Below are 20,974 nucleotides of genomic sequence, written 5' to 3' on the forward strand. Positions count from 1 at the left end.
AAGGTTAAGAAGGATTTTACAAAAAATAGAAGAATAGAATATAAAAACTAATATCTAGGGGGGAAGGGTTTGATTCAAGAAACACTAAATGTGGTTTATGATTACCGAAAGGATTTAAATGAAGGTAATATTGAAAAGATAAATGCATGGATCTCGGATGACTTTATTGGGTACTTTGGTTACTACACGGATAAGGACTATGAAATTTATCGGGCTGAATCTTATAAACAAGGTAACGTTGAAACCATAAAAGGATATGAAGGAAAAAGACCATACTGGAAGTACACTGATTTAACTCATAATTTAAGGACAGATGATGAGCTAATATTATCTTCAATAGTAGAATTTTATTTACAAGAGGAAAAGGTTGCGACCGCTTTAGCAATGGAGGTATTTAAAAAAGAATCAGGTGTATGGAAGTTATATAGACAGCATATGGAAAGATATTCTGAATAAAAATACCTTCCTAAAGAATAAGCTTGGGCAGCAAACCCCCAAGCTTATTCTTTAATGACTTCTACCATAATCTTTGTTACATATTCTTCTTTTTGATTCGTTACAACCGTATCGTAAACATACTCCTCAAAAACATGATCTCCTAAGGTTAGATTTAATCGTTCCATTTCTGAAAGAAGTCGCTTATATGTTTTATGTATTGTTTTATCATCACCGATATGATACCCAATAAGGAAATCACCTTTTACAGCTTGAAAATATGGATATCCTTCCTTGGGATTAGGTTGTTCCATATATAAGTAGCTATATTTAGAGAAATCACCCTTTAATACTTGCTCCCGTTTGGTTATACCACCTATAGGGTAGCCAGTGTCAAGTTGTGATTCATTTAATTCATCAATAAATTCAGAGATGACTTCTACAAATTCTTCATCCGATATATTTTCAATGTTTCTACTTAAATAAAGTGTGGCTTCAGGTAAGTGTTCAAGCGTAATTTGTTCAAAGTTAATTTGAGTGGCATCTTCCATTAAGGCTATTTTTGCCTCAATCAATTTTTCCTTCATTTCAATTTCTTGGCGCTTTTTCACGATCTCTTCCTTTTTTTGATACATTAAACGTAAAAAGCTTTCAGGGGATTTATTTTGTGTATATTGTTGAATGTCGTGTAGCGACATATCAAGATCTTTTAATAAATCAATTACATAAAATAACTCCATTTGGTTAATGGAATAAAATCGGTATCCTTTTTCATTTTTATATACTGGAGACAATAGACCAATTTGATCGTAGTAAAAAAGAGTCTGTTTGTTAACCTTGCAAAGCTTTGCGAATTCACCAGTCGTTAAATACTTTACATTTTTTTCATTCATTTTTTACATCGCCCTCCTTGACTATATAGTTACTATATACACTACGATAACATCTATACAAATGAAAGGTCTACTGGAATTTGTTTTGTTAAGGAGTGTGAAAATGATGAAAACATATAAAGTCACCTTATGGTTATTATTAATGAATTTGTTCATTGCCTTTTTGGGAATTGGCCTTGTCATTCCTGTATTACCAACGTTAATGAATGAACTAGGTTTAACCGGTACAACAGTTGGCTATTTAACCGCTGTGTTTGCGATTGCTCAATTGATTGCCTCACCATTTGCAGGTAAGGCTGTAGATAAATATGGAAGAAAAATCATGATTGTCCTTGGCTTATTTATTTTCGGCTTCTCAGAATTCTTATTTGGGATTGGGAAAGAAATCGAGATTTTATTCATTTCGCGTATTTTTGGTGGAATTAGTGCTGCATTCATCATGCCAGCCGTTACAGCCTTTATTGCGGATATTACGACATTGGAGACTCGTCCGAAAGCACTCGGTTATATGTCTGCGGCCATAAGCACAGGGTTTATTATTGGTCCAGGTATAGGTGGATTTCTTGCTGAATTGGGGACACGAATTCCCTTCTTTTTTGCAGGGGGACTTGGTACGATCGCAGCGATTCTTTCGATTATTTTATTATCTGAACCCGAACGTCAAACAGAAAATCATGAACATCCATCAGAAGAACAAATTGGGTTTAAACGGATGTTTGCTCCAAAATATTTCATAGCGTTTATATTAATTTTTATTGCTTCGTTTGGTTTAGCAGCTTTTGAATCGTTCTTTAGTTTATTTGTGGACCACAAGTTTCAATTTACACCAGCTGATATAGCTATCGTGATTACCGGTGGTGCTATTTTTGGTGCAGTGTCTCAAGTTCTTCTATTTGATCGGTTAACACGGATTTGGGGTGAAATTAAACTCATTCGTTATAGTTTAATCTTGTCAGGCTTACTTGTCTTCCTAATGACCGTCGTTCATTCCTATTTCGCAATATTGCTCGTTACATTTATACTGTTTGTTGGGTTTGATTTATTCCGACCAGCTGTTACTTCATATCTTTCAAATAACGCAGGGAATGAACAGGGATGGGCTGGTGGAATGAACTCGATGTTCACAAGTTTAGCAAACGTTAGTGGACCCATTTTAGGCGGTATGCTATTCGATATCGACATAAATTATCCTTACTACTTTGCAACAGTGATCATTGCTTTCGGGATTGTATTAACCCTATTCTGGCGGAAACAAGAAAAAACTGTAAAACAAGTAAAACCCAGTGTAGCTAATTAAGTAAGATTAAATAATGTATTGAAGGAAGCACAAGGAGGGGTTCCTCTTTGTGCTTTTTTAAAGGAATAAGTATTATCTTTTCATCTTTCTGCACATATCATTTGACAATGAGAATCATTTTCATTTATAGTGTTATTTGAGATACATTCTCATTTGAATCGGAGGAACGACGTGAAATCCCCTTTTTAATTATCTCCCCATAATTAAACCATAATGAAGCGCTAGTTCCTCCACCTAAATGAAGATTGTTTAGGGAAGGTGAATGTCATGAATCATCGCTTTGTTTTATTAAAAACCAGTGTGATAGAAGTGGAATGTCCTTGCACAAATTGTGAAGGATTGAAAAAAATAGAAGCTAAAAAAGGAACGATATTAACCATTACCCCAGATAGAATGTTTTTAGACAGCCTTGGTTGGTACGTGCTCATTGATTTTGATGAGAAATTCCAAGTATACATAAACATTCATGACTTTGAAAAATATTATTTTGAAAATATTTTCTGCTCGTTTATAGACCTTGATTTAAAATTAAACTATCTAGAATATAAGCTCGATGAATCACTAGATGAAAGAAATGAAGAGGCATTTCACATAGTGTCAAATGAACTCAGTGATTTGAACGAACTTAGAGAGAAGGTCATTCGAAGCATGAGTATTCATTTTGAAATGTAAAATGGAGGAAAATAACTTGAATATACTAGAGGTAATTCATACACGTCGTAATATAAAAAGTTTTAAACAAGACCAAATTGAAATGGAGCAAATCAATAATTGGTTACAAGCGGGTTCAATGGCTCCGAACCATCGAATGACCGAACCGTGGGAAGTGTATGTGGTTGGTCCAGAGACAAGAGAAAAGTTAAATCATAAGACGAATTTCTTTAATGCACCAGTTGTTCTTGTTGTTTTATCAAGACATGGTGCATCAGAAGTAGAGACGTACGAAAATGCGATTGCAACGTCGTGTTTTGTACAGAATTTCCTTTTAGCCGCTTGGGCTGAAGGCGTAGGTACATTCTGGTCATCAATGGCAAATGCTCAAAAAAGTCGTGATATTCTAAGTGTCCCTGAAGGGTATGATGTCATTGGAGCATTTGGTGTCGGATATCCTGATGAGATTAAAGAGGCAAAAGAAAGAACATCTATTCAAGAAAAAATAAAGTACCTATCGTAAAAAAGCTCATATTGTCACTGCAATCATGGTGCGTTGATCCCTAAATTGGATTAACACACTTTTTTATTTTAGTGATTAAAACCTCATACTTTCAGGAAAATTTTAAGCTAATTGTAAATTGGACGAAATCAAATAATAGAGATGAGATTATTTTCTTGAGTAAGCCTTCATCAACAGATACTATAGAGTTTGGGACGTCAAAAGGAAGGAAGACAACATGGATAAACGTATTTATTTTTTAATGATCATATCCTTTATCATTGGGTTAGTTGAACTCATCATTAGCGGCATTTTGGATTTGATTGCAGAGGATTTAGATGTAAGTATCGGCCAAGTTGGTTTGCTGATTACTGTGTTTGCTGTCATTTTTGCAGTGGCCTCACCTATTTTACTTGTCATGACAGCTAAAGTAGAAAGAAAACGGCTTACCTTAGTATGCTTATATATCTTTTTCATCGGTTGTATCGTTACCGTACTTGCACCGACTTTTTCAATTTTGTTTATAGGAAGAATTATTCTGGCACTGAGTGGAGCGTTATTAATAATCTTGTGTTTGGTTATGGCGCCTAGCTTAGTAGGAGAACAGTATAAAGGCAGGGCCATTGGGATTGTGTCCATGGGAGTAAGTGCTTCTTTAGTTTTAGGGGTACCAATCGGACTTATCATGGGAAATAGTTTTGGCTGGAGAGCACCATTCGTACTCATCACGATTTTGACGGGATTATCCATCATTGGCGTTCATCTATTAATGAGTAGAGTACAACCAAAGCCTCAAATTCCATTAAGACAACAGCTCGCAACATTGAAAAATCACAAAATTACATTAGGACTGACTACGACTTTTCTATATATGACAGGTCATACAATCATGTATGCCTATTTCAAACCTTATTTAGAAGCAACCACTGATTTTAACGCGACTTGGATTAGTGTCATCTATTTCATTTTCGGTTTTGCAGCGGTAAGTGGTGGAGGTCTTGGCGGTGTCTTGGCAGATGTATTGGGCTCAAGAAAAACAATGGTTATTTCACTAGTCATATTTAGTGCTTTATTCTTTGTATTTCCATATTCAGCAGACTTCTATCTTGTGTTTTTCATCGTCTTAATTGTTTGGGGGATTCTCAGTTGGGCGATATCACCGGCCATGCAATCCTATCTGATTGAAATAGCCCCTGAATCATCGGAAATTCAGCAAAGCTTGAATAACTCAGCACTTCACTTAGGTGTTGCTGTCGGCTCCGTGATTGGAGCTGGAATCGTTGATACACTTTCAGTTACAGTAAACCCGTTTGCAGGTGGAATCTTCATCATTTTATCACTCATTACAGTCGTCATTTCTGTTAGGAGCAAGGAAAAAGATACGTATAAAACAAGGAGCGCAATTTAAGTTGCGCTTTTTTTATTGGAAGTAATAAGACCCCACCATATAAGAATATATCTAGATATAGACTGTAAATGGAGGGCTATATATGGCTTTAGTTGCAATTTATACGGTGGGTCGGTTACATCACCCCTATGACCACCCTGTCTCACGTGACTTTTTTGAAAAAGGATATAAAGTCATGCGTCAGGCATATGGATCTGGAAATCTTATAGAGGAGTTTTCATCAGATGGGGTATCTCTACCCAAAGAAGCTACCGGGGAGGGTTATCCTGTCCTGACACTAACAGTATGGACGGACATTTATTCTTTATACCGATTTACTTATTCAGGTAGGCATAGCCAAGCTTTAAAAAATAGGAGCAACTGGGTGGAGCCTTATCAAGAAAAACATCTTTCATATGTTGTGTGGTGGACAGAGAAGGTAAAGGATGTTTCTTGGGAGGAGTCCTTTAAGAGATACAACTACTATAGTCAGCATGGGTCTACTCCTTTTGCATTTGATTTTAAGCATGCTTTTGATGAAACAGGAGAGTCTTGTTTGCTCAAATAGGGAAAGATCTTCTCTATTGAAAAGATGCGTTAATCAAGTGATTAGCGCATTTTTTGCGGTTACAGAAGGATTCTCTAAACGAATAGGAGAATAGGTAATAAAAGCAAAAAACAGGGGGAAATATGAAAAAGTTTTATGTTGCATCAAGTTTTAAGAACATAGAAACAGTTCGTTATGTTTCACAACGATTAGTAAAAAGAGGTTTTATACATACATATGATTGGACTAAAAATGAAAGGGCCTCGACATTCGATGATTTAAAAGCTATTGGGACCGAAGAGAAAAATGCAGTAATAGAATCGGATTTTCTTATCGTCCTAATTCCTGCAGGAAAAGGCAGCCACATTGAACTTGGAATAGCACTTGGACAAGATAAGAAAATCTATCTTTATTCACCGGATGATCAATTAAATAACTTTGAAACAACAAGTACATTTTATCATTTACCTGAAGTGGAAAAGTGTATTGGGACTATTGAAGATTTAATAGAAAGAGTTGTTGAAAGGAACCCGAATGCAAACAAATGATTATATTTTTAAAGAAGGCTTTTTATACAGGAGTGAATATGAAAATGAATAATTTGTGGTATAGCTTTTACTTTATAGTTTTAGGAGTGGTATCCTTTTTTACTGGTGAAATAGTAACTTTTATCATGTTAGGGTTTATATTACTAGCTTTAAATAATATTCACTCCACACTTAAAAAAATATACAAACAAAATAATGGTGAAAAGCAGAATTAGCAATGGAAACGGAGCTATTTATGAGATTAAAAAATGATGACATTCTAGAGCTTATGGAACATTATCATGTACCGGGTTTGAGCATTGCGTTAATTGAAAAAGGTCAAATCAGTACAATAGAGAACCATGGTGTCTTACAAGCAGGGACAACTAAAAATGTAGTTGAAAGTTCAATCTTTAACTCTTGTTCAATTAGTAAGTTCCTAACAGGAATGCTAGTTATTAATCTAACCGAACAGGGACTCGTTGATTTAGATGAGAATGTTAACAGAAAACTAAAATCTTGGAAAGTACCTGAAAATGAATATACAAAAAATAAAAAGGTTACATTACGAAACCTGCTAAGCCATCAATCGGGAATTGTCGACCCTAAATATAGTTTCACAGAGCTAAAAATGGACATCAGTGTACCTTCAATGGTTGACCTATTAGAGGGAAGAACACCTTATTGCAACGAACCCATTGAAGTAAAACATGAACCTGAGAGTGAATTTCATTATTCGGATGCAGGTTTTTGTATTATTCAGCAGCTAATAGAAGACATTACTAAAATGCCATTTGACCAGGTTGTGAACGAACTTTTATTTGAACCATTAAATATGGAAAATAGCTTATTTGTTCCGAAAGTCACAGATCTAGGAAATGAAAACATATCTAGTGGACATAACAAAAATGGTGAAATCGTGGATGGAACATATCCGATATATCCCTACTTTGCAGCTTCAGGATTATGGACAACCACTACAGACTTAACTCGTTTACTTCTTGAATTAATGAATGCTTTAAAAGGTGATAGTAAAATTGGTATTTCCGAAAGTAAAGCAAAGGAAATGATAAGCCCTCAAAGAGATAAGAAGTGGTGCGGATTGGGAGTGTTTTTAAACGGGCAAGAAACAGAAATTGAAATTTCCTCACTTGGTTGGGGAGTAGGGTTCCAATGTATGATGGTGGCATTTCCGCAAAGAGAGTCCGGTGCGGTGATAATGACAAACGCTGAATTAGGTGTTCACCAAATGGAGGGGATTATTGGTGAAATATACAAATCCCTTGAAATATAACAAATTTAGTTATTCTATAACTGGAGGATGCGGAAAATGAAAATAATCTCCATTAAAGAAAATCCAGAACTTATGAAAAGTGCCATAACCTATATTCAAAGCAAATGGGCTAGTGAACAAAGCATGAAGGTATATGAAGATTGTATTGAACATTGTTGTTCGAGCACAAACCCCTTGCCACAATGGTATCTATTGATGGAAGAAGAAAAAATAATTGGCTGCGCAGGCCTGATTACAAATGATTTTATAAGCCGAATGGACCTGTATCCTTGGGTGTGTGCAGTATACATTGAAGAAGAGTATAGAGGTAATAATTATGGGTCACTTCTATTAGAACGAGCTAAAAACGATGCGAAAGCTGGAGGTTTTTCAAACTTATATCTTTGTACAGACCACATTGGTTTATATGAAAAATACGGATTCAACCATATTGGTACAGGCTATCATCCGTGGGGAGCGAGTTCGCGTATTTACGCAATAGCTTTGTAAGAGATCTAAATTAAACCGAGGAGGTAATGTACTATATGACAAAACCACTATTAAAAGGGATGGAAGGTGTATTTATCCCAGTCAAAGACCCTAAAGTATCCGCAAAATGGTATGCAGAAATACTTGGATTTAAATTGCTTTACATGGAGGAAGAAGCTGCGGTTATGAAGATTTCTGAACAAGCGCAGACTGTAGTTTGCTTAGTTCGAACCTTCAATCATCAACCAATGGCGTTTCCGGAAAATAACTTTGGTGTCGGAAAATATTATAATTTCATCCCTGAAGACATTGAAGAAACTCACAAACTCTTACTTGAAAAGAATGTGAATGTAAATCCAATCGGAGGAGAAGGAACAACAAGATTCTTTACCTTCTACGACCCAGACAACAACCCATTAGGAGTTTGCCAATAAAGTGGGACAGGATCACTGTCCCATTGTTTTCTCAGGAAAAAAACAGGTCACTTCCTACAAGAAAATATCAACACGACTGGAATTCGTTGTCTTCTTTTATACTCATCATCATTTGAAAAATGTTCTCGTCGGGGAGCACCTTCACGTAAATCATCGATTCTAAAACCAGTCTCAGTCAGAGCCCGGAAGTACTGCTCAATCGTCCGGTGATATTTTACAACAATTTGATCTATCCAAGGTTCTTTTCTTTCGCCCTCAAGAAAATAATCATCAACTACCCAGTTCCCACGCTTATCCCCTTCTTGTTTGCTTATGAAAGAAGAAGTTGTGAGGGGATGCTGGACACTGAACACAAATTTTCCGTTCTTTTTTAAAGCACGATACACGTTTTGAAAAAGAGACCGAATGTCTGAAATATAGTGTATGGCGAAGCGAGAAGCGACAATATCAAAGTGGTTTGAAGGAAAGCTGTATGTTTCCAGGTTTTCGTGATAAATGGTTCCATTCTCACTCTTAAGATTAAGCTTTGCAGCTGCGACCATCTGCTCAGAACCTTCAACACCCGTGTAATAGGAAGCACCTTGACTCAGTAAGTCTTTGCCAAAAGAGGCATCACCACAACCTAAATCTAGAATACTCTTATTTTGAAAATCACCGATTAGCTCATAAATAATCGGACTTTCGATTGCATTATTGGGACTATCCTTTCTACCTCTCCGCTTCATATAATTTGAAAAAAAGTCCTCGTGGTCGTATGCACTTGCTCCTCGAAATTCCATCCACTCATAACCCCTTTCTCACCAGTATTTTCTCATTGCTAATGGTTATTTTAACATGTATTGTAAAATTATGGAGTGAAATTAACGTTTTATAGAATGGTTGAAAGGAGAATGCCGATTGAGTGAGTGGAAGGAGCTAATCAAGGATTCGCAAGCAAGATGGGAAGAGAATGCGGAACATTGGGATGATTATATGGGAGACGAAAGTAATCGATATCATCGCGAACTGATTCGCCCTTATACTGAAAAACTATTAAACATAAAAGATGGCCAGGCCATAGTAGACATTGCTTGCGGAAACGGAAACTTTTCAAGGAGACTTGCAGCATTGGGAGCAGATGTTGTTGCCTTTGATTACTCTGAGAAAATGATAGAACGGGCAAAAATGAGAACGAAGGACTACATAGATCAAATCGATTATAAAGTTGTGGATGCAACTAGTAACGAGGAATTGTCTCAACTTGGAACTGGAAAATTTGATCGTGCAGTAGCCAATATGGCCTTAATGGACATAGCGGATATCACGCCTTTAGTCAAATCCTTACACCAGATGTTAAAGCCAAATGGCGTTTTTGTTTTTTCGATCACACATCCATGCTTTCAACCACCCGGTGTCCGTAAAGTCACGGAAACTGAAGAAAGGAATGGAAATGTAATCACTAGAAATAGTATTCAACTTTCAAGATATCTCACACCAGAACCGTATGAAGCCATCGGTATAAAAGGACAGTCCAGTCCACATCTCATGTTCCACCGCCCTTTATCGTATTATCACAATCTATTTTTCGAAGCTAATTTTGTGTTGGACGGTATGGAAGAACCAAGCTTCCAAAATGAGACCGATAAATTTGATTGGCTAGAGATTCCACCTGTACTTATCTTGCGGTTTCGAAAAAAATGATTAGGTGCAAAAACGTCCCAATAGGGTTGGGTCTAATAAAGATAAGGTTTATAATGAATGTATGGATGGATAGGAGGAGAAAAGATGTACATAACAGACGAGGCGAAGCAATTATTGGAAAAGTCAGGTGCTGTGGGAATTCGACTTTACACAGTTCCTAGTCACGAACATGGACCGCAAATCGCTTTAGCAATAGTTGAACCACATGAGTTTGACCGTGTTCAAACGATTAAAGGAATCAAAGTAGCCTTTGATCCAAGTGTAACTGGAACGGAAGTCTTAACGTTAGACAAAGAAGAAACTGAACATGGAGTTGGATTGGTGTTAACTGGCCCAGGAAGTTATTCGTAAAAGGAGGAATGAAAATGCCCCTTAAAAAGATTACACCTGAGGAGTTATTTCAGAAAATGAATACTCAGGAAAAGGTTTTCCTTTTAGACGTAAGAGCAGAGGACAAGTACAATGACTTTCATATTGAAGGACCAAGTATTGAGAGTCAAAACATTCATAAAGAGGAAATTTTTAAATCAGAAGAAAACAAGAATGTTGCGGTTAAGTCCTTACCAAAAAATCAAGAGATAGTCGTAACATGCACAACAGGAAATTCTGCTACTAAATGTGCAAACATCCTTTCAAATCAAGAATACAATGTTGCCGTTTTAGAGGGTGGAATTACGGCGTGGAAGGAATTTTTAAAAGCCAAAGAAGAATAGTGAACAACGAAATCGATCGCTAATGGTATGCGGTCGATTTTTGTAACTAAATTTTAATGTCCGGATTTGATTTGTTCGCCTTTCATGATTGTATAATAGAAACATATATTTAGGTATGTAGTCCTCCTGTTTCCAAGTCATGTATCTGAGGGGAGATGGCAAAATGAGTTACGAGATGAGAATCGCGACGATGCTGGCTGATCAAATTGATGGTTTTATTCAACTCGTTCAAGAAAACTATGAAAATAAACATAAAACCTACATCGAAAATCCGGATAAATGGTACCAAGTGAAACTACTCACCGAAGAATTTAAGTTTCAACTTAACGCATCCGAACTTAGGAGAATCAACCGATTTTCTTGGAATGAAAAGTACACCATCTTATTAGTTGATGATGTTCAAAAGGGCTTGGATGTGATTGAGGAATACGTCGAGAGAAACTATGACGAGTTATTTATGTCAACGGGCAGACTTCACACATTAAGGAGTTTTTGTTCGTCACTTAAAATAAACCACCGAAATTAATCCGGTGGTTTTTGTGTATGTATTATTATCTATTTTTGTAATACCAAAGCACCCGTCTTAGATGAAATGTACTTTTTTCTATTCCTTTTTTAAAAACTAAGTATAATCCAAGAATAAAAGTAATAATTAAAATGACATGAATAACGTAATACCAAAAAGGGTGATTATAAAATGTTGTAGTAGTAGTAATTCCAGTGCTCAAATCTGTCATTTCTAACTGGCTAGGAATAGGATTATAAAGTATATCGATAGTTAAATAAGTTAGTATAGATTGTAGAATAAGAAATATTCCGATTGTTTCTTTCATTATTTTACCTCCATCGACCGATTCACTATATACATTTTAACATAAAAATAGTAAGTTTTTCCTATAAATTCCATATCGTTGGCATTAATTAAATGATAATGAAATGTAGAGACATGGGTTACTAAAATTATGTAAAGAATCGACGTTGACATCAAATTATAAAAGGAATAATGATAATTTTTGTTGAATTAATTATACAAGTATGATTTAACGGAGGAATTAAAATGTTTTCATATACAATCTGTTTCATTAAGCAAGGGAATAAAATCCTACTTCTTAATCGCGAGTCCCCTGAGTGGATGGGAATTTGGAATGGTGTTGGCGGCAAATTAGAGGAAGGGGAGAACCCCTTTGAATGTATCATTCGAGAGATACGAGAGGAAACGGGAATTGAGATAGAACCTCAAAATATAGAGCATAAAGGTAATATTACATGGACAAATCCAACTCATTCTTATTTTGATGGAATGTACGTTTATGTAGCGGAGCTGCCTGAGTCCTATCACTACTCTACACCAATTAAAACCGATGAAGGTATTTTGGATTGGAAAGACATAACTTGGATCATACATCCAAAAAACGTAGGCTTAGCAAATTTGAAATTTTATTTGCGAGAAGTTTTACAAGATGAAACAAACTATGAACATCGATTCATTTATGACGGGGATGACGTTGTGGATTTCAGCAGAATACCCTTGGTTGAACCAGTTCTAAAATAATAGATAGAAGGTGACTTGTTTTTATCCAACTTATCTGTTCAACTTCGGACAAGGGCGGGGCGAAAAAGCGGGCTTGTGTCTGAAACTATGTGAACTTCAGACAAGGCCGAGTGGAAAAAGCCGTCTTGTGTCCGAAGCAGTTCAAGCATGGGACAAGGAGCGGTAATCATCGTACTAATAGCCTTTTTTTGCGAGTAAACTGTTTTAATACTTCTAAAATAAAAATAAGTTTAGTACCATACTTATTCGCCTCCATTAGTGCAAGTACAATCGTTATTTTTATAATAAGTCTTTAATTTATGGGTGACTTTTGATATAATTATTCTGAAAATTGACAATTTTACAATATAAAAAAGGGGGTTAATAAAAATGAAAAAATTTAGTCTTTGGTCGGTACTACTGGTATTGGTATTGTTCGTCAGTGCTTGTGGTGCGGGTGGAAGTTCAGAAACAGGTGGGGACGGGATCAGCGAAGATGGTATCTTAACAATAGGTGAAACTGGTCTTTATGCAACCAAGGGTGGCGATTTTGAAGTGACAATAAATAGTGTGAAGAAAGAAGCCGGAGGAGATGGAGAGACGGCTTTAAGGGGTACATATGTCGTTGCAAATGTGACGATAACGAGTAGAGCATCAGAGACAACAAACTTAGAAAAAGTATTACCATTTAAAATCTTTGTAGATGACATTGTCAACTGGAACACAGTAACAGCTGGCAAAGAGTTCAGTTTTGGAAAGCAAATTGCAGGGGAAATCGCTGGAGGTGATTCCATAACTGGTGAACTTATATTTGATGCTCGTGAATCTGAAACATATAAAATACTGCTTGGTGGAAAAGCAGAACCCAATAAACTTGAATGGAGCCTAGCTTCAGAAGACTTTCAATAAGAACATATAGTTTTTTCTTTTCGAAAAGTGGTACTGGATTAAGATCTGGTACCACTTTTTCTATTGTGAAACAGGAACAAAGTCATAGTCTATTCGAATCTCCTATGATAAAATTCTAGTAGTTTAATATGTAGAAAATTGTCGAAATGTGATGCAGTATTATCTGATACATCAGGGAAGAGGGAAATGATGAAAATAAAAACAAAATTAGGTTTTCTTGTTTCACTTTTATTAGTGGCTCTACTTTTCTCAGGCGCTTTATCAATCTATATTCAGAATGAAACTGAGAAGGCATCTAGAACATTAGAAGAAAATCAAACCTTACAATTTACTCTAAAGTCGATAGAATACCGTTTTACAGGGATCTCCAATGACGAGAGGGCTTTTCTTCTTACGGGTGATGAAGAACTAGTCAATGGAATTGAGAAAAAGGTAAATGATTTGGAGGGATATTTTACTGAAATCAAGAACATGCGACTGGATTCCGAAAATACAGAGGCAGTAGAAGAAATCAAGGATAACTTACAAACATATCTTGAAACAAATAAAAAGGTTGTACATGCTTACACAAATGGAGATCAGGAAGAAGCGCTCACGATCCATATGGAAGAACAAAGAACAATCAGAAAAGAATTGGTAGATCCATCTGTTGAATCTCTTATAAATGAAGTTACCCAAACGATTAAACGTGACACAAAATCTTTAGAAAATAGGCAAGAAATAAGTTCAATCATATTGTATGCAGTGATGGTTATCTCAATTATTGGTGGAGTTTTAGCTTCAACTTTCATAATAAGATCAATTGATAAACCAGTACGGATCATGAATAGGCGTTTGAAGGAAATTGCAGAAGGTGAGGCAGACCTCACACAGGCGATATCAATAAAAACAAAAGATGAATTAGGGGAAATGGCGTCATCCTTTAACTTGATGGTTAGTAAGTTAAGAGATTTAGTAAGTCAGGTAGCGATGAATGCAGAGCAAGTTGCTGCAGCTTCAGAACAATTATCAGCAAGCTCTGAAGAAACAACAAGAGCAACAGAAGTGATTGCGTCGACTGTTCAAGAGGTAGCGGCGGGAACTGACCAACAAGTAGTAAGCTTGAACGAGACCAATCAAACGGTTAATGAATTAACCTCACTTTTAAAACAAATAGATACAAGCTCAAAGATTGTATCTAAGACATCATTTGAAGCCTCTGATAAAGCAATTGATGGTAGTAATTTAGTTTCTGGAATTATTCATCGAATGGATGAAATCAGTCAAACTGTGAATCACCTCTCTCAAAAAGTGAAGAAGTTAGGGGAAAGCACAAATCAAATTAACCAAATCATTGGAGTAATCACTGGTATTGCCGAGCAGACAAATCTATTAGCTTTAAATGCAGCAATCGAAGCAGCGAGGGCAGGAGAACATGGAAGAGGATTTTCAGTAGTAGCAGATGAAGTTAGAAAACTGGCAGAACAATCGTCGGTTTCTGCCCAGCAAATATCGACGCTAATTAAGGTTATTGAAACAGATACTGAGGAAACCGTGCGCTCAATGGATGACACGACAACAAAAGTTTCCGATGGGATTAATTATATTCAAGACGTTGGAGGCTCATTTAATCAGATCGGGCAGGCTACGCAAGAGGTTACCTCTCAAATTCAAGAAATTACATCCGCAGTGCATGAATTATCAGCAGGAGCGGACGAGATGGTAAAGAGTATGGAAGTGGTTGCGGAGATCACTCATCAAACCTCTGATGGCACACAAAATATGTCATCGTCTACTGAAGAACAACTTGCTGCAATGGAAGAGATAACCGCATCTTCTTCTTCATTAACCGAAATGGCAGAAGAATTACAAGAGTTGATTAAAAAGTTTAAAATTTAATGGGACAAGGGACAAGGGACAAGGGACAAGGGACAAGGGACCTGTCCCTGTGTCCACGAGGCGTTAATCAATGGATTAACGCTTTTTTTATTTTTTATTACTTCTTATTTAATAAATTTTCTTTTTAGTGGGAAATGTAAGAGTGATAAAAAATAGATAGGGTGATTTCGATGAAATTTTATAAGGTGATCAATATCTTTATTGTGTCTTTATTACTCTTTGTATTAGCTGCTTGTGGTGGTGGAGATGAAAACGGAAATGGGAATGGTGAAGGACTTGAGGGTAGTGTTGTAATAGATGGGTCAGGAACCGTTTTCCCGTTAATGACAAAGCTCGCCGAAGATTACATGATTAATGAGCAGGAGAACGTGTCGGTTGAAGTAAGCCGCTCTGGGACAAGTGCTGGTTTTAAAAAGTTCCTGGTAGAAGGTGGCGGAACAGATTTCAATAATGCCTCACGAAAGATAAAAGAGGAAGAGCTTACAAAAGCTGAGGAACTAGGAATTACGGTAAAAGAATTAAAGGTTGCACTCGATGGAATAACAATTGTCGTGAATAAGGAAAATGATTGGGCAACAGAGCTTACCCAACAGGAAATCGTTGATATCTTTCTTGCGAGTGCTGGTAAAAAGAATTGGTCAGATGTTCGAGAAGGATTCCCTAATGAACCGATAAAAACATATGGTCCAAACGAAAACCATGGTACATACGAATTCTTTTGGGAAACCATTATGAAAGAGCAGGATCTCGTGGAAGATATTAATCTACAGCAGGATTATGCGACCTTAGTGAGCTTGGTGTCAAAAGATAAAAATGCAGTTGCGTTCTTTGGTTATGGCTATTATGCAAGCAATAAGGATCAATTGAATGCGATTAAGATTGATTTTGGTAATGGCCCGGTAGAGCCTTCTCTTGACACGATTAAAGAAGACGGTGCATATGCTCCATTTACTCGTCCCGTATTTACCTATCTAAACGAGGGGATGGCTAAAGAGAAGCCACAGGTTCTAGACTTTGCTATCTATACGATGAAGAATGCAGGAACTGCGGCAGCAGAAACAGGTTTTGCGCCATTACCAGAAGAGGAGCTTCAGGCATCTGTTGATTACTTAGAAGGCTTAAAACAGTAGCTAGAGTAGGTTCTCTCTTCGTATCAGTGGGTTAAAGGGGGATAAGGAATGGGAAATTATAAGGATTTAAAAGTAAGAGAGATGATTCAAGAAAGTAAGAAAAACGTGAGCATTAATAATGTGACTGAAAGGTTAATGCCCAAGTTATTATTTATAATCGCACTCATCTCGATCCTAACAACAATTGGAATCCTGTATACATTATTAAGTGAAGCCGTTCATTTTTTTAGAGATGTGCCTCTTCTTGATTTTTTTACTGGAACTAAATTAAAACCCCTAGGCGCTAATGCGGAATTTGGGATATTACCTTTATTAACAGGTACCGTTATTTCCTCAGCAATTGCCATGCTCGTAGCAATACCCATTGGGCTTATGTCGGCTATTTATCTAAGCGAATATGCTTCAGAAAAGGTTAGACGAACTTTAAAACCCCTTTTGGAGATATTAGCTGGTATACCGACCATTGTGTATGGTTTCTTTGCTTTTACCTTTGTTACACCATTGTTGCGTTCATTTATTCCTGGATTAGAACCGACCAATATCCTTAGTCCAGGGCTTGTCATGGGGGTAATGATTATTCCAATGATTGCCTCACTTTCTGAAGATGCCATGAGTTCAGTACCTAATGCCATGAGAGAAGGGGCTTTGGCTCTAGGTGCGACAAAGCTTGAGGTAACATGGCGTGTTATTATACCTGCGGCAATGTCTGGGATTATCGCTTCCTTTGTACTCGGAATATCCAGAGCCATTGGAGAAACAATGATTGTAACCATTGCAAGTGGGAGTTCAAAAAATTTCACATTTGATGTTACGCAATCTATGCAAACAATGACGGCTTATATTGTTGAGGTTACTGGCGGAGAGGCAGCTGCCGGTTCAACTTTATACTATAGTTTATATGCTGTTGCAATCACGTTATTTGTTTTTACCTTAATTATGAATCTCATTGCCCAATATATCTCTAAAAAATTTAGGGAGGGGTATTAATCATGAAGTATGTGGATGCTAGCCAGGTACAGAAAAAAATGGGTGCTCGACTACTGACGAATCGAATTTCGAAAGTTATATTTCTTCTATCTACATTAGTAGGATTAATTGTACTGATTACATTATTTTATCGAGTACTAGCCGATGGGCTAGGTTGGGTCAATTTAGATTTTTTAACCAACAAATTATCCACTAATCCAGATAGAGCTGGAATCATGGGAGCCATTTTAGGGACAGTGTGGTTAATGGTTGTCGTTGCCCCCGTAACAATGTTACTTGGGATTGGTACAGCGATTTACCTCGAGGAATACGCTACAAAAGGCCGATTGCAATCTTTTATTCAAACGAATATTTCAAACTTAGCGGGGGTTCCATCTATCGTTTTTGGAATTCTTGGGTTAACGGTCTTTGTAAGAACAATGGGACTTGGTAATATTGTTCTAGCTGGCGGACTTACGATGTCACTTCTTGTGCTTCCTATTGTGGTGGTAGCTAGTCAAGAGGCACTCCGTGCAGTTCCCCAATTTTTGCGGGAAGCGTCCTATGGAATGGGAGCAACCAAATGGCAAACCATTAAAAAGGTTGTACTTCCAGCTGCAATACCAGGAATCTTAACCGGTGTTATTTTAGCTTTATCTCGTGCAGTTGGTGAAACAGCTCCACTGGTTGTAATTGGAATCCCTGCACTTTTAATCCCATTTCCAAATTCCGTTTTTGACAAGTTCACAGTATTACCCATGCAAATTTACTATTGGACATTAGACTCAGCTTTAGTGGCCGAATATGCAAATTTAGCTGCTGCAACAATTGTGGTTTTACTACTAATACTTTTGATCATGAACTCAATTGCTGTTATCATCCGAAATAAATTTCAAAAGCGGTATTAACTAAGCTACTGGAGGATAAACAAATGCCAGTTACTGAAAACAAGCAAAAATTTGTACAAGGTATTGATAAAAAAGAGGAAAAATCAAATAGTGAAAAGAATATTGTTTATGATACGAAAAATTTAAACCTATGGTATGGGCAAGACCAGGCCTTGAAAGAAATTAATCTTCAAATTGCAGAAAATGAAGTAACGGCTATAATTGGTCCCTCGGGGTGTGGAAAATCTACATACCTGAAAACATTGAACAGAATGGTTGAATTAATACCCATTGTTCGTACTTCTGGGGAAATTCTGTACCGTGGGAAAAATATTTTTGACAAATCCTATCCAGTTGAAACACTACGAACAAATGTAGGAATGGTGTTTCAGAAACCAAATCCTTTTCCGAAATCGATCTATGATAACATCGCATATGGACCGCGAATTCATGGAATCCGGAATAAGAAAATATTAGATGAAATCGTAGAAAAAAGTCTACGAGGAGCAGCGATATGGGATGAGGTCAAAGATCGTTTAAAAGAAAATGCTTATGGGATGTCTGGAGGTCAACAGCAGCGTCTATGTATTGCAAGATGTCTGGCGATTGAACCCGATGTCATATTAATGGATGAACCAACCTCAGCACTGGATCCCATTTCTACTTTAAAAGTCGAGGATTTGATTCAAGAATTGAAAAAGAATTACAGCATCATCATTGTGACGCATAATATGCAACAAGCAGCGAGAATTTCAGAAAAAACAGCATTTTTCCTAAGTGGGGAAGTCATTGAGTTTACAAACACAAGCAAAATGTTCTCAAATCCGGATAAAAAGGAAACAGAAGACTATATCACCGGACGATTTGGGTAAAAAAAGGGGGGGCTACGATGACAATAAGAGCGACATTTCAAGCAGATTTAAATGAGTTAAAGGAAATGATTTTAAAATTAGGAAGTCAAGCACAAGATGCAGTAGGACAAGCTATTGAGGCCCTGAAAAATCAGGATGTCGACAAAGCGTTAAAAATCATCGAAAATGATACTCATCTTAATATACTGGAAGAAGAAATCAATGATAAAGCAACTTTGTTAATTGCACAGCAAGCACCAGTAGCCATTGATCTTCGAAGAGTCATTGTTGCGATTAAAATCTCTTCAGACCTTGAGAGAGTCGGCGACCTTGCAGTAAATATTGCAAAATCAGTCATTCGAATTGGAAGTCAACAATTGATTAAACCAATCGAAGATATACCACGAATCGCAGAGGTAGCCAAAAAAATGGTGGCAGATTCCCTTAGAGCATATAGCGAGGAAGATGTGGAACTCGCAAAAGATGTTGCCAAGGTTGATGACGAGGTTGATGAAGCGTATGGCAGATTAATTAAGGAATTATTAGAGCTGATGACCCAAAAGCCTGAATATATTTCCCAAATTACACAATTGTCTTTCATTTGCAGGAATATAGAGAGAGTGGCAGACCACTCTACTAACATTTCAGAAAGCATCCTGTATTTAATAAAAGGCAAAAGATATGATTTAAACGAATAGGAATAGGTCATTATTGGAGGTGCAACCATGAAAGACAGAAAATCCGAAGCCGAACTAGCTAATATCAAAATTAACCAAAGACTAAACGGTGAAGAAGATAACGAATCCTTTGATGTTGATTCTCTTATAAACAATAATAACATTTCATTAGTCGTTAAAAATCAGGAAACAGAAACCGAATAAATTCAAAAAAATGCTTGGCCTGCCAAGCATTTTTTTATTTCAATCCATTGTAATTGTAAACCACATTTTAAGTGTTTGTAAGTAATTAGTTAAACTGCTTTTTAAGATTAATAATTATGTTTAAATGGTAAGAGATTATCATTAAGAAACGGTAGGAAAAATTAGTTTGATAAAAAGATATATGATTCTTACATTACTAATAAGCATAGGGTTTACAACGATAGCATTAGCGATAACGGAACAGAATGTTGAACCTGTAAAAGCAGGTGAATCTATGATAATTGCACATAGAGGAGCTAGTGATCGGTTTAATGAACATACATTAACTGCATATAAAATTGCCTCAGATGATGGTGTCGATTATATAGAAATTGATTTGCGAATGACAAAAGATGGTGAACTTGTGGCAATGCATGATGATACCATCAATCGAACAACGAATGAAACGGGGAAGGTTTCTGATTATACGTTAGAAGAACTAAAAACATTCCATACGATTTCGAATCTCGAGCATCAAATTGAAGGAGAGGAAATTCCTAGTTTACAAGAAATTTTTGATGCATTTTCTGAAACTGAGAATTTCTATATTGAAACGAGACTCGTAAACAATCAGTTAGCCATGGAGGAGAAATTGATTGACCTCTTAAAGGCATATAACCTATTAAATAATAAACGGGTAATCATACAATCTTTCTCTGCAAAAAGTCTAGAAAAAATTCATTCATTGGCACCAGCTATTCCACTAACCCTTTTATTTAAAAAAGGGGAATTTGATGTAGAGAAGGCCATTTTATCGAACTATCAGATTATAGGAATTGAATCAAGCGATGTAACACGCCGTGTTGTGACGAAATTGCATACAAGCGGGAAGAAAGTGCATGCTTTCTTTACGAATAGAAAAACACAAAAAATAGAACAAAAACGAATGAAACAATTACAAGTCGATGGTTATTTTACAGATTACATCCTTTATACGAAGAGTATCTTACAAGAACAATAGTTTATGAACTTCGGATGAAAGCATTTCTAATGAGGAATGCTTTTTTATTTTTGCGAAAAACAACATAAATGTTTTACAAAACAATAAAATAAATATAAAACACAATAACTTTT

General features: G+C 36.5%; 27 protein-coding genes. 24 read left to right on the plus strand and 3 right to left on the minus strand.

What is annotated here, in order from left to right:
* Positions 1–69 precede the first annotated feature (69 nt).
* Positions 70–456 carry a nuclear transport factor 2 family protein gene (locus CKK03_RS04530; RefSeq protein WP_099361430.1) on the plus strand — a complete coding sequence of 129 codons (387 nt, stop codon included), beginning with the start codon at positions 70–72 and terminating at the stop codon, positions 454–456.
* A gap of 44 nt (positions 457–500) precedes the next feature.
* On the opposite strand, the gene CKK03_RS04535 is transcribed toward CKK03_RS04530, so the two are convergent.
* Positions 501–1,328 (minus strand): MerR family transcriptional regulator, encoded by an 828-nt coding sequence (locus CKK03_RS04535; protein WP_099361431.1) that lies wholly within the window; start codon positions 1,326–1,328, stop codon positions 501–503.
* A gap of 106 nt (positions 1,329–1,434) precedes the next feature.
* Here CKK03_RS04535 and norA point away from each other — a divergent pair, with 106 nt between their 5' ends.
* From norA to CKK03_RS04580, 9 genes are all read left to right on the plus strand, one after another.
* On the plus strand, positions 1,435–2,625 hold the full coding sequence (gene norA / locus CKK03_RS04540; RefSeq protein WP_099361802.1) for a multidrug efflux MFS transporter NorA: 1,191 nt from the start codon (positions 1,435–1,437) through the stop codon (positions 2,623–2,625).
* Between the two features lie 267 nt (positions 2,626–2,892).
* The gene (locus CKK03_RS04545; RefSeq protein ID WP_099361432.1) at positions 2,893–3,297 is read left to right on the plus strand and encodes a hypothetical protein; all 405 of its coding nucleotides are present in this window, start codon (positions 2,893–2,895) and stop codon (positions 3,295–3,297) included.
* A gap of 16 nt (positions 3,298–3,313) precedes the next feature.
* Entirely contained in the window at positions 3,314–3,799 is a 486-nt protein-coding gene (locus tag CKK03_RS04550) for a nitroreductase family protein (RefSeq protein ID WP_099361433.1), read from the plus strand.
* A gap of 217 nt (positions 3,800–4,016) precedes the next feature.
* The gene (locus CKK03_RS04555; protein ID WP_099361434.1) at positions 4,017–5,186 is read left to right on the plus strand and encodes an MFS transporter; all 1,170 of its coding nucleotides are present in this window, start codon (positions 4,017–4,019) and stop codon (positions 5,184–5,186) included.
* An 82-nt stretch (positions 5,187–5,268) separates the two neighbouring features.
* Positions 5,269–5,733, plus strand: a complete 465-nt coding sequence (locus CKK03_RS04560; protein ID WP_099361435.1) for a DUF3291 domain-containing protein — start codon at positions 5,269–5,271, stop codon at positions 5,731–5,733.
* A gap of 122 nt (positions 5,734–5,855) precedes the next feature.
* Positions 5,856–6,260, plus strand: coding sequence for a group-specific protein (locus tag CKK03_RS04565; protein ID WP_099361436.1), 405 nt, complete (start codon positions 5,856–5,858; stop codon positions 6,258–6,260).
* Between the two features lie 235 nt (positions 6,261–6,495).
* Entirely contained in the window at positions 6,496–7,533 is a 1,038-nt protein-coding gene (locus CKK03_RS04570; RefSeq protein ID WP_099361803.1) for a serine hydrolase domain-containing protein, read from the plus strand.
* Between the two features lie 36 nt (positions 7,534–7,569).
* Entirely contained in the window at positions 7,570–8,022 is a 453-nt protein-coding gene (locus tag CKK03_RS04575; RefSeq protein WP_099361437.1) for a GNAT family N-acetyltransferase, read from the plus strand.
* 35 nt (positions 8,023–8,057) lie between these two features.
* Complete coding sequence (locus CKK03_RS04580; RefSeq protein ID WP_099361438.1) at positions 8,058–8,435, plus strand: VOC family protein; 378 nt, start codon at positions 8,058–8,060, stop codon at positions 8,433–8,435.
* Positions 8,436–8,482: 47 nt separating this feature from the next.
* Here the strand turns inward: CKK03_RS04580 and CKK03_RS04585 are convergent, their stop codons facing one another.
* Entirely contained in the window at positions 8,483–9,214 is a 732-nt protein-coding gene (locus CKK03_RS04585; RefSeq protein WP_099361439.1) for a class I SAM-dependent methyltransferase, read from the minus strand.
* Positions 9,215–9,332: 118 nt separating this feature from the next.
* On the opposite strand from CKK03_RS04585, the gene CKK03_RS04590 reads away from it, so the two are divergent.
* The 4 genes from CKK03_RS04590 to CKK03_RS04605 all read left to right on the plus strand — a co-directional run bounded on the left by CKK03_RS04590 (position 9,333) and on the right by CKK03_RS04605 (position 11,354).
* Positions 9,333–10,115 (plus strand): class I SAM-dependent methyltransferase, encoded by a 783-nt coding sequence (locus tag CKK03_RS04590; RefSeq protein ID WP_218962798.1) that lies wholly within the window; start codon positions 9,333–9,335, stop codon positions 10,113–10,115.
* 84 nt (positions 10,116–10,199) lie between these two features.
* Entirely contained in the window at positions 10,200–10,466 is a 267-nt protein-coding gene (locus CKK03_RS04595) for an adhesin (RefSeq protein ID WP_099361440.1), read from the plus strand.
* 14 nt (positions 10,467–10,480) lie between these two features.
* Complete coding sequence (locus tag CKK03_RS04600) at positions 10,481–10,828, plus strand: rhodanese-like domain-containing protein (protein ID WP_099361441.1); 348 nt, start codon at positions 10,481–10,483, stop codon at positions 10,826–10,828.
* Positions 10,829–10,991: 163 nt separating this feature from the next.
* Positions 10,992–11,354, plus strand: a complete 363-nt coding sequence (locus tag CKK03_RS04605) for a hypothetical protein (protein WP_099361442.1) — start codon at positions 10,992–10,994, stop codon at positions 11,352–11,354.
* Between the two features lie 25 nt (positions 11,355–11,379).
* Here CKK03_RS04605 and CKK03_RS04610 read toward each other — a convergent pair whose 3' ends face one another.
* On the minus strand, positions 11,380–11,661 hold the full coding sequence (locus CKK03_RS04610; RefSeq protein ID WP_099361443.1) for a hypothetical protein: 282 nt from the start codon (positions 11,659–11,661) through the stop codon (positions 11,380–11,382).
* Between the two features lie 224 nt (positions 11,662–11,885).
* Between CKK03_RS04610 and CKK03_RS04615 the strand changes: the two genes are divergently transcribed.
* From CKK03_RS04615 to CKK03_RS04655, 10 genes are all read left to right on the plus strand, one after another.
* Complete coding sequence (locus CKK03_RS04615) at positions 11,886–12,380, plus strand: NUDIX hydrolase (RefSeq protein WP_099361444.1); 495 nt, start codon at positions 11,886–11,888, stop codon at positions 12,378–12,380.
* 369 nt (positions 12,381–12,749) lie between these two features.
* Positions 12,750–13,268 (plus strand): DUF4352 domain-containing protein, encoded by a 519-nt coding sequence (locus CKK03_RS04620; RefSeq protein ID WP_099361445.1) that lies wholly within the window; start codon positions 12,750–12,752, stop codon positions 13,266–13,268.
* A 189-nt stretch (positions 13,269–13,457) separates the two neighbouring features.
* The gene (locus tag CKK03_RS04625) at positions 13,458–15,146 is read left to right on the plus strand and encodes a HAMP domain-containing methyl-accepting chemotaxis protein (protein ID WP_180271149.1); all 1,689 of its coding nucleotides are present in this window, start codon (positions 13,458–13,460) and stop codon (positions 15,144–15,146) included.
* 170 nt (positions 15,147–15,316) lie between these two features.
* Complete coding sequence (locus CKK03_RS04630; protein ID WP_099361447.1) at positions 15,317–16,276, plus strand: PstS family phosphate ABC transporter substrate-binding protein; 960 nt, start codon at positions 15,317–15,319, stop codon at positions 16,274–16,276.
* Between the two features lie 48 nt (positions 16,277–16,324).
* A complete protein-coding gene (gene pstC, locus CKK03_RS04635) occupies positions 16,325–17,263 on the plus strand; it encodes a phosphate ABC transporter permease subunit PstC (protein ID WP_099361448.1) in 939 nt (312 codons plus the stop codon).
* Positions 17,264–17,265: 2 nt separating this feature from the next.
* Positions 17,266–18,150, plus strand: a complete 885-nt coding sequence (pstA, locus tag CKK03_RS04640; protein WP_099361449.1) for a phosphate ABC transporter permease PstA — start codon at positions 17,266–17,268, stop codon at positions 18,148–18,150.
* 23 nt (positions 18,151–18,173) lie between these two features.
* Entirely contained in the window at positions 18,174–19,001 is an 828-nt protein-coding gene (gene pstB, locus CKK03_RS04645) for a phosphate ABC transporter ATP-binding protein PstB (protein ID WP_099361450.1), read from the plus strand.
* A 17-nt stretch (positions 19,002–19,018) separates the two neighbouring features.
* Positions 19,019–19,678 (plus strand): phosphate signaling complex protein PhoU, encoded by a 660-nt coding sequence (phoU, locus tag CKK03_RS04650; RefSeq protein WP_099361451.1) that lies wholly within the window; start codon positions 19,019–19,021, stop codon positions 19,676–19,678.
* A 27-nt stretch (positions 19,679–19,705) separates the two neighbouring features.
* Complete coding sequence (locus CKK03_RS23580) at positions 19,706–19,861, plus strand: hypothetical protein (protein WP_180271150.1); 156 nt, start codon at positions 19,706–19,708, stop codon at positions 19,859–19,861.
* 166 nt (positions 19,862–20,027) lie between these two features.
* On the plus strand, positions 20,028–20,861 hold the full coding sequence (locus CKK03_RS04655; RefSeq protein WP_099361452.1) for a glycerophosphodiester phosphodiesterase: 834 nt from the start codon (positions 20,028–20,030) through the stop codon (positions 20,859–20,861).
* Positions 20,862–20,974 lie beyond the last annotated feature (113 nt).

The organism is Fredinandcohnia onubensis (assembly GCF_002734215.1).
In the GTDB taxonomy this organism is placed as follows: Bacteria; Bacillota; Bacilli; order Bacillales; family Bacillaceae_L; genus Ferdinandcohnia; species Ferdinandcohnia onubensis.

What these genes read in the sequence shown, in the direction of transcription:
- pstA (WP_099361449.1), top strand. Translation starts at nt 17,266, where the DNA reads ATGAAGTATGTGGATGCTAGCCAGGTACAGAAAAAAATGGGTGCTCGA.
- CKK03_RS04565 (WP_099361436.1), top strand. Translation starts at nt 5,856, where the DNA reads ATGAAAAAGTTTTATGTTGCATCAAGTTTTAAGAACATAGAAACAGTT.
- CKK03_RS04620 (WP_099361445.1), top strand. Translation starts at nt 12,750, where the DNA reads ATGAAAAAATTTAGTCTTTGGTCGGTACTACTGGTATTGGTATTGTTC.
- CKK03_RS04625 (WP_180271149.1), top strand. Translation starts at nt 13,458, where the DNA reads ATGAAAATAAAAACAAAATTAGGTTTTCTTGTTTCACTTTTATTAGTG.
- CKK03_RS04610 (WP_099361443.1), bottom strand. Translation starts at nt 11,661, where the DNA reads ATGAAAGAAACAATCGGAATATTTCTTATTCTACAATCTATACTAACT.
- CKK03_RS04535 (WP_099361431.1), bottom strand. Translation starts at nt 1,328, where the DNA reads ATGAATGAAAAAAATGTAAAGTATTTAACGACTGGTGAATTCGCAAAG.
- CKK03_RS04545 (WP_099361432.1), top strand. Translation starts at nt 2,893, where the DNA reads ATGAATCATCGCTTTGTTTTATTAAAAACCAGTGTGATAGAAGTGGAA.
- CKK03_RS04630 (WP_099361447.1), top strand. Translation starts at nt 15,317, where the DNA reads ATGAAATTTTATAAGGTGATCAATATCTTTATTGTGTCTTTATTACTC.
- CKK03_RS04595 (WP_099361440.1), top strand. Translation starts at nt 10,200, where the DNA reads ATGTACATAACAGACGAGGCGAAGCAATTATTGGAAAAGTCAGGTGCT.
- CKK03_RS04585 (WP_099361439.1), bottom strand. Translation starts at nt 9,214, where the DNA reads ATGGAATTTCGAGGAGCAAGTGCATACGACCACGAGGACTTTTTTTCA.
- pstC (WP_099361448.1), top strand. Translation starts at nt 16,325, where the DNA reads ATGGGAAATTATAAGGATTTAAAAGTAAGAGAGATGATTCAAGAAAGT.
- CKK03_RS04615 (WP_099361444.1), top strand. Translation starts at nt 11,886, where the DNA reads ATGTTTTCATATACAATCTGTTTCATTAAGCAAGGGAATAAAATCCTA.
- CKK03_RS04560 (WP_099361435.1), top strand. Translation starts at nt 5,269, where the DNA reads ATGGCTTTAGTTGCAATTTATACGGTGGGTCGGTTACATCACCCCTAT.
- CKK03_RS04555 (WP_099361434.1), top strand. Translation starts at nt 4,017, where the DNA reads ATGGATAAACGTATTTATTTTTTAATGATCATATCCTTTATCATTGGG.
- CKK03_RS04570 (WP_099361803.1), top strand. Translation starts at nt 6,496, where the DNA reads ATGAGATTAAAAAATGATGACATTCTAGAGCTTATGGAACATTATCAT.
- phoU (WP_099361451.1), top strand. Translation starts at nt 19,019, where the DNA reads ATGACAATAAGAGCGACATTTCAAGCAGATTTAAATGAGTTAAAGGAA.
- CKK03_RS04605 (WP_099361442.1), top strand. Translation starts at nt 10,992, where the DNA reads ATGAGTTACGAGATGAGAATCGCGACGATGCTGGCTGATCAAATTGAT.
- CKK03_RS04580 (WP_099361438.1), top strand. Translation starts at nt 8,058, where the DNA reads ATGACAAAACCACTATTAAAAGGGATGGAAGGTGTATTTATCCCAGTC.
- CKK03_RS23580 (WP_180271150.1), top strand. Translation starts at nt 19,706, where the DNA reads ATGAAAGACAGAAAATCCGAAGCCGAACTAGCTAATATCAAAATTAAC.
- pstB (WP_099361450.1), top strand. Translation starts at nt 18,174, where the DNA reads ATGCCAGTTACTGAAAACAAGCAAAAATTTGTACAAGGTATTGATAAA.
- norA (WP_099361802.1), top strand. Translation starts at nt 1,435, where the DNA reads ATGAAAACATATAAAGTCACCTTATGGTTATTATTAATGAATTTGTTC.
- CKK03_RS04575 (WP_099361437.1), top strand. Translation starts at nt 7,570, where the DNA reads ATGAAAATAATCTCCATTAAAGAAAATCCAGAACTTATGAAAAGTGCC.
- CKK03_RS04600 (WP_099361441.1), top strand. Translation starts at nt 10,481, where the DNA reads ATGCCCCTTAAAAAGATTACACCTGAGGAGTTATTTCAGAAAATGAAT.